The 7,981-nt window shown below is 38.1% G+C and carries 6 protein-coding genes; 2 read left to right on the top strand and 4 right to left on the bottom strand.

Features of this window, described 5'->3' with window-relative positions:
• Positions 1-168: 168 nt before the first annotated feature.
• The 4 genes from ACOVQ4_RS06535 to purH all read right to left on the bottom strand — a co-directional run bounded on the left by ACOVQ4_RS06535 (position 169) and on the right by purH (position 5,958).
• Positions 169-720: a YbhB/YbcL family Raf kinase inhibitor-like protein gene (locus tag ACOVQ4_RS06535; protein ID WP_421819848.1), complete on the bottom strand. Its 552-nt coding sequence runs from the start codon at positions 718-720 to the stop codon at positions 169-171.
• Between the two features lie 152 nt (positions 721-872).
• Complete coding sequence (locus ACOVQ4_RS06540) at positions 873-1,718, bottom strand: helix-turn-helix domain-containing protein (protein WP_421819849.1); 846 nt, start codon at positions 1,716-1,718, stop codon at positions 873-875.
• Between the two features lie 266 nt (positions 1,719-1,984).
• Positions 1,985-3,946 (bottom strand): DNA topoisomerase (ATP-hydrolyzing) subunit B, encoded by a 1,962-nt coding sequence (gyrB, locus tag ACOVQ4_RS06545; protein WP_421819850.1) that lies wholly within the window; start codon positions 3,944-3,946, stop codon positions 1,985-1,987.
• A 491-nt stretch (positions 3,947-4,437) separates the two neighbouring features.
• Positions 4,438-5,958 (bottom strand): bifunctional phosphoribosylaminoimidazolecarboxamide formyltransferase/IMP cyclohydrolase, encoded by a 1,521-nt coding sequence (gene purH, locus ACOVQ4_RS06550; protein WP_421819851.1) that lies wholly within the window; start codon positions 5,956-5,958, stop codon positions 4,438-4,440.
• A 353-nt stretch (positions 5,959-6,311) separates the two neighbouring features.
• On the opposite strand from purH, the gene ACOVQ4_RS06555 reads away from it, so the two are divergent.
• Together ACOVQ4_RS06555 and ACOVQ4_RS06560 are read left to right on the top strand one after the other, a co-directional pair.
• Entirely contained in the window at positions 6,312-6,920 is a 609-nt protein-coding gene (locus ACOVQ4_RS06555) for a GDSL-type esterase/lipase family protein (protein ID WP_421819852.1), read from the top strand.
• 53 nt (positions 6,921-6,973) lie between these two features.
• Complete coding sequence (locus tag ACOVQ4_RS06560; protein ID WP_421819853.1) at positions 6,974-7,702, top strand: esterase family protein; 729 nt, start codon at positions 6,974-6,976, stop codon at positions 7,700-7,702.
• Positions 7,703-7,981: the final 279 nt, after the last annotated feature.

Genomic DNA, 7,981 nt, shown 5'->3' on the forward strand with positions numbered 1-7,981 from the left:
TATCAGATAAGTGAGGCGTTTTGTAAAATCTGCATTCTAGCATTAGAGACGCAATCATTGCGTCTCTAATGCTAGAATAAAAATTTTAAGATAATCACTCATTCAATCATCAAATTAGGAATGACTTATGTTTTTATGCTGCAAAAAGCAATAGCTAGCTGTAATAGATTATCTTTTGTAATAGGAAACAATCGAGGCTTTCGCTAACGTATTTTGCCATAAATAGAAGCCCACAATTTCAGGATTGGTATTTTCGTCCAAACCTAATTTGTCTGTTTTCAATGCATGAACAGTGAAGATATATTGATGAAAGCCATGTCCAACTGGAGGACAAGCCCCTCCAAAACCTTTTGCGCCATACGAAGTAACACTTTGGATAGCACCTTTTGGAGATAATCCTTTTGTTAAATCACCTGCACCAGACTTCAATTCTTTTACATTAGCAGGAATATCAAAAACTACCCAATGCCAAAACCCACTCCCAGTTGGCGCGTCTGGGTCATAAACGGTAATGGCAAAGCTCTTGGTTCCTTCTGGAGCATTTTCCCACAATAATTGAGGTGAAACGTTTTCACCACTACATCCGAAACCATTGAACTCTTGTTTTTTGGTAAACTGTCCACCAATATCGTTACTTTTTAGGGTGAAAGTTTGTGCGTAAGTACCTGCAAACGCAGTTAAAACAAAAGCTGCAACAAGTAATAATTTTGAGTGTAACATATTAATAAGGTTTTAATTGATAAGAAAAAGCATATTTTGAGCTACTGGGCATACCTCAGTAGCTAATGTCTTTTTGTACAAAACAAAATTACTTGATTTTGAAAAAAGCTTAGTAATGCTTTTAGTTTAATTACTTATGAAAAAAGGTCAAGTTAGGCAATTTGTCTTGGACTTACACCAAACTGTTGCTTGAAGGCTGCACTAAAATTCGATAAATTCTCATAACCAAATAATTGGTAAATCTCCGAGGCTTTCATTTCGCCGTGGCTTAACATTTCTTTGGCACGGTCGAGGCGTTTGGCTTGTAGCCATTTTCCTGGACTTTCATGATAGATACTTGTAAAATGTCGTTTAAAAGTAGACAAACTCATATTACACAAGAAGGCCAGCTCCTCCAAATTGAGATTGGTATAAAGGTTATCTTCTATAACTTTTCTAAAGGATACCTCTTGTGGATTGTGTAGCAAATCTTGTAGGAAAACCAAAAATGACTCGCCGTATTTATCAATCAAAAAAAGCATAATCTCTTCCCACTTCAAGCTGAGCATTACCGAATTGAGCAACTTAGGCTTTTGAAGATATAACCTCAAGGACGCCACCAAATGCTGAATGTAGAGGTCTTGCTCTAGTACAAAGAAAGTATTTTGCCCCTCTGCTTTCGCTCGAACAAACTGTGGGTATTTCAGAAAAAAATTAGATAAATTTTCTGGTGAAAAAAATAGCAAAACACTCTGATAAGAATTATTCTCACCCAAACATTCAGACATCAAACAGTTGCCTGATGCCATCATTACAGCATATTGATTATCAACCTCTATGGTGTCATTTGAGAAATGTATTTTCTTTTGTCCATGTACCAAAAAACTAATCACATGTTGACGCAAAATCACTTTGCTATTTAGGTGGTCTTCGGTAGCAAAATAATCAAAGAGATTCATTTCAGGTAAATTCTCGACCTGAAACAAATCTTGAGGTATGGTATGCGTGGTAGCCTGCATCGATAATGGCTGATTGTGTGGATGAGTGATTTAGTGATTTTTTTAAAATCTGTATTCCAATAGTGGAGAGACAATACTTTGCGTCTTAAGCCGAGCTATTTCTGGTATACTAAAATCAAAAAAGGCGGTCGAAAAACCAATTCCGACCGCCTTTTTAACAGAATATTTTAGCAAATAGTTTATGAGCTTTAGACACAAAATATTGCATCTCTACGAATAAAAACATTCACTCATCACCCAATCACAGCTCAAAAATAGCAAGATGACTAAACATCTACTTTTGCGTATTTTGCATTTTTCTCAATAAACTCACGACGTGGAGCTACTTCATCACCCATCAACATCGAGAATAGGTGATCAGCCTCAGCAGCCGATTCGATAGTTACTTGTTTCAAAGTACGAGTTTCAGGGTCCATTGTAGTTTCCCAAAGCTGTTCGGCGTTCATTTCACCCAAACCTTTGTAACGTTGTACACCTACAGAACTTTCTTTATCACCACCCAATTCACGAATCGCTAAGTCACGTTGTTGCTCAGTCCAGCAGTAACGTGATTGTTGACCTTTTTTCACTAAATACAAAGGAGGTTGAGCGATATAGATGTATCCATTGTCAACCAATTCCTTCATATAACGGAAGAAGAACGTCAAAATCAAGGTACGGATGTGAGAACCATCAACGTCGGCATCGGTCATGATGATGATTTTGTGGTAGCGCAACTTTTCGATATTCAAAGCACGCTCATCACCATCTTTACCAAAGCTTACACCTAAGGCCGTAATCATATTCTTGATTTCGTCGTTTTCGTAAATTTTATATTCCTGTGCTTTTTCTACGTTCAAGATTTTACCACGTAAAGGCAAAATCGCTTGGAAAGCACGGTTACGACCTTGTTTGGCAGTACCACCTGCCGAATCCCCTTCTACAAGGTATAATTCACAAGTAGCAGGGTCACTATCCGAACAGTCAGCCAATTTACCTGGCAAAGAGTTGCCACCCAGAACCGTTTTACGCTGTACCATTTCGCGCGCCTTACGAGCCGCATGACGAGCTTGTGCTGCCAAGATAACTTTAGCAACGATTTGGCGAGCCTCTTTTGGATGCTCTTCCAACCAAGTTTCAAGCATATCAGACATCGCTGCCGATACCGCACCCGACACTTCACCGTTACCTAATTTTGTCTTAGTTTGACCTTCAAATTGTGGTTCAGCTACTTTTACTGAAATTACGGCAGTCAAACCTTCACGGAAGTCATCACCAGCAATATCAATTTTGAGTTTATCTAAAGCACCTGATTTCTCTGCATAGTTTTTCAAAGTACGAGTCAACGCACCACGGAAGCCCGCTACGTGCGTACCACCTTCGATGGTATTGATATTGTTTACATACGATACTACGTTTTCCGAATACGAAGTATTGTACATCATTGCCACTTGCACAGGAACGCCATTTTTGTCGCCTTCCATATAAATTGGTTCTGCAATCAAACGCTCGCGAGTAGAGTCCAAATAAGTTACAAACTCACGCAAACCACCTTCAGAGAAAAATTCGTCTGATTTTGGTACGCCATTTTCATCCAAGTCGCGAAGGTCTGTCAAATATACTTTGATACCTGCATTTAAGAACGAAAGCTCACGCAAACGGTTGGCAACTGTTTCGTATTTGTATTCAGTCACCGAGAAAATCGTTGCATCAGGTTTGAAGTGTACGGTGGTACCTGTACGGTCTGCAATACCGATTTCTTTTACGGCGTATTGAGGTACCCCGATTTTATATTCTTGTTGGAAGATTTTTCCTTCGCGATATACGGTTACTTTCAAGTCTGTTGACAAGGCATTCACACAAGAAACCCCTACACCGTGCAAACCACCAGATACTTTATAGGTATCTTTATCAAACTTACCCCCTGCGTGTAATACTGTCATTACAACCTCCAAAGCAGATTTTTTCTCTTTAGAGTGCATTCCTGTAGGAATACCACGACCGTTATCTTCTACCGTAATAGAGTTGTCTTCGTTGATAGTTACTTTGATTGTATCACAATGACCCGCTAAGGCCTCATCAATTGAGTTATCTACAACTTCCCAAATAAGGTGGTGAAGTCCTTTAATACCGGTATCACCAATATACATGGATGGGCGTTTACGTACTGCCTCTAAACCCTCTAGGACCTGAATGTTATCGGCACCATAGTTTGCTTTGTTGTCGATTGTTTCTTGAATTTCTGACATATCTTCTTTGAAGTTGTTACTTTAATTAGGGCGCAATTAGCATGCGTAGCTTGTTATAAATTACAGTTTGTTAATGATAAAACGTACCAGAAAGTAAAGGAAGTATGATGGGCTTCCTTGAGCGGACTTGGGTAGCGATTGAAAACCTGAGTGATTCGTGGGTTTGTATGCTGGAAAATTTGTAAGGATAACAAGTCACTTTCTTTGAAATTTTGCTTTAAAACGTAAAAATACGAAAAAAGTATTGCTTTACCTACAAATCATGGCATTTTAAGGGCTTTAAAAGGCTAAAAAATGGGCATTTTCAAGGGTTTGACTTTCGAATTTTTCAGGAAATATTTTTTTGAGGATAAAATCAAAAATAATTGAAGAAAAAGGAGGTGTTTTGGCTGTCGTTTTGAAGAATAGATATTGTGTAAGTGGTAACACCAAATTTACATAAAAGAGCATAAAAACGCCTCAATCAGCCAGATTGAGGCGTTGTGTATTTTCTAGTGTTTGAAGTGTCTCACACCAGTCATAACCATTGCTAAGCCATTGGCGTCGCAATAAGCAATAGAATCTTTATCCTTGATAGAACCACCTGGCTGCACAACCGCCGTGATGCCTGCTTTATGAGCAATTTCAACACAGTCAGGGAATGGGAAGAACGCATCTGATGCCATTACCGAACCAGTCAAATCAAAGCCAAACTCATTAGCTTTTTCGATGGCTTGTTTCAAGGCATCCACACGCGAAGTTTGACCTACCCCTGAAGCCAACAATTGACCATCTTTCGCCAATACAATTGTGTTAGATTTTGTATGCTTACAAACTTTCAAAGCAAATTCTAAAGCTTTCAATTCTGCTTCAGAAGGAGCTTTTTCAGTTACAGTACGCATTTGAGAAGCTGTTTCTGTAGCTAAATCTTTATCTTGCTCCAAAACACCATTCAACAAAGTTTTGAACATTTTCTTACCAAACGCCACTTCGTTACGCTTCAATAGGATACGGTTTTTCTTTGTTTTCAAAATCTCAAGCGCTTCTGGAGTGAAAGAAGGCGCAATCAAAATTTCGAAGAATAAAGAGTTCATTGCTTCAGCTGCTTCAGCATCTACTTCGCCGTTTGTTGCCAACACACCACCAAACGCTGAAATAGTATCGCAAGCAAAAGCATTTAAGTAGGCTTGTTTTACCGTTTCGGCAGAAGCCACGCCACAAGCATTGGTATGCTTAATAATCACAAATGAAGTTTGAGTAAACTCATCCAACAAAGTAATACAAGCATCTACGTCAACTAAGTTGTTATAAGAAAGTTCTTTACCGTTTAATTTCTCGAAAAGCGCCTCCAAATCGCCATAGAATGTGGCAGTTTGGTGAGGGTTTTCGCCATAACGCAAGGAGTGGTTTGGTAAAGCTTTGAAATCATAAATATCTGTTGTATTGCCAGAGAAATACGCGTGAATAGCAGTATCATAATGAGATGACACACCAAACGCCAACATAGCAAAACGCTTACGGTCGGCCAAGTCAGTTGCTCCATCTTTAGCTTCCAACAATGCTAATACTTCTGCGTATTGAGTACGAGAAGATACAATCAACACATCATTGAAGTTTTTGGCAGCTCCACGAATCAATGAAATACCACCAATATCGATTTTTTCGATAATGTCTTCTTCAGAAGCACCACCTGCTACCGTTTCTTCAAATGGATAAAGGTCCACAATTACCAAGTCAATCGAAGGAATTTCGAATTGAGCTGCTGTTTGCACATCGCCTTCATTGTCACGACGGTATAAAATTCCACCAAATACTTTTGGGTGCAAAGTTTTTACACGACCACCAAAAATAGAAGGATAGCTAGTAAGGTCTTCTACGGCAGTTACAGGAATACCCATTTCTTCGATGAAAGTTTGAGTACCACCTGTTGAGTAAATTTTTACCCCGTTCTTGTGGAGGAGTTCAACAATTGGAGCGAGTCCGTCTTTGTAATAAACCGAAATGAGGGCTGATTGGATTTTTTTGGATGACATTGTTTTGATACATTTTCGGCTAGTTGCGTGTTAGGGCTTTAGTTTATGCATTTTACCCCACAACTAACCTCGTCAGAATGAAAGTGCAAAAATAATCAATTTTGTATTTTTCGTAGTGCTTTGGCGTAATTTTATCTAAAACAAATAACTATTTATAGTTGATTTAGACAAATCATCTATTTTGCGATGCGCTGAGTTCGTGTAAAATTGACACAGAGCATCCTTTTGTTTGAAGTCTTTTGGCTATATTTGAATAATCCTGATAGCCATGCCTCATGATTATATCTATTTTGGGCTAGCTTTTAGCATACTACCCACACCCAATTACAATAACCCTGTTATCCACTATAGACATGTTTTGGTACGAAGAAGAAGTAAAAAGATTAGAAAAATTACAACAATCCTTAGCATACAACCCTCAAACGGCTTTTTATGGAAGTTCGACCTTTACGCTTTGGCAATCGCTCTATCAAGATTTTGCACCATATCAACCTGTAAACTTAGGTTTTGGGGGCTCTACTTTAGCAGCTTGTACGTGGTACTTCAATCGAGTTTTTCAATACCAAAAACATCTCGAACACGTCATTATTTATGCTGGCGACAATGATCTCAGCAACAATCGCCACCCTGAAGAAATTTATATATTTCTTTTTCAACTTTTTGAAAGAATCAAAGAACGTTTTGGCGATATTCATTGCTCATACATCTCTATCAAGCCTAGTCCGATTCGTTGGTATCTGAACGATCAGGTAAAATATACCAACATGATTATCAAAAACGAAATAGAAGCTCGCCAAAATCCATATTGGCATTTTGTAAACATCTATGATAGTTACTTAGGTTATGATAATCGTCCCAATCCTCAGTATTATGAAGCCGATGGATTACATTTTAATCCGCAAGGGCATACCATTCTGAAGGAAATATTATTAAAACATTTATCTCAATTTAAACAAGGTTAAAAGATTTCCTATTAAATTTCTGACCTATCAATCCCTTTTAACATTCCGCTATCATGACCCGCTCATACCACCACTGGTTTAGTCCAAACCTTCAAAAAAACATGGAGTTGCTGGTATTTGGGCATACCGGAACTCGTGTATTGTTTTTTCCTACAAGGGCTGCTAGGTTTTATGACTATGAAGACTGGGGGGTAATTGCTGCCATTCAAGATAAAATCGAAGCGGGCTATTTACAAGTCTTTTGTGTAGATAGCGTAGATGCCGAAAGTTTATACAATGAGTATATTACACCTCGTGAACGCATTGAGCGTCATATTGCTTACGAACACTACATCGTACAAGAGGTGATTCCATTTATGCACCAAATCAATCCATTTAGTGATATGATTTCGGCAGGTTGTAGTTTAGGAGCTTATCATGCTATCAACGTAGCTATGAAATATCCCCATTATTTCTGTAAAGCGGTTGGCATGAGTGGACGCTATGACTTGACTTGGGCAACTGGGTATTTCAGAGATTTGTTTAGTGGCTACCACGACGAGGATATCTACTTTAATACGCCCATACAGTTTATTCCGAATCTTCAAGACGAAACCATTTTATCAAATTTACGCAAAATGGATATTATTTTGGCAATAGGTCAAGAAGATGCCTTTTTAGAAAATAATATTCATTTTAGCGAAATTCTCAACCATAAAGATATTCATCATCATTTATACGTCTGGGATGAGGAGGCTCATAAAGCGCGCTATTGGAGAAAAATGGTACAGATATATCTTTAGATTGAGTGATTTTCATACAATTACACCATTTACAATCAGTTAATAATATAGGATTTTAAACTATTGCAGATTTGGGATTTCTGATTTCGGAAATACTGAATAGTAGGTTACATTTCCGAAATCCAACATCTGAAATGGATGATTCTTAAAATCATTCAGAAAGCATCAATAATTCACTTCTTTCATATTTAAGTTATCGTGCAGAATAAGATTAAAGTTATGAGTTTAGGCACTAGGCAACAGGCACTAGGCAAAGAGTGTTAGAATGTTTTTTAATAA

It is taken from the genome of Flectobacillus sp. (genome assembly GCF_049240685.1).
GTDB lineage: Bacteria > Bacteroidota > Bacteroidia > Cytophagales > Spirosomataceae > Flectobacillus.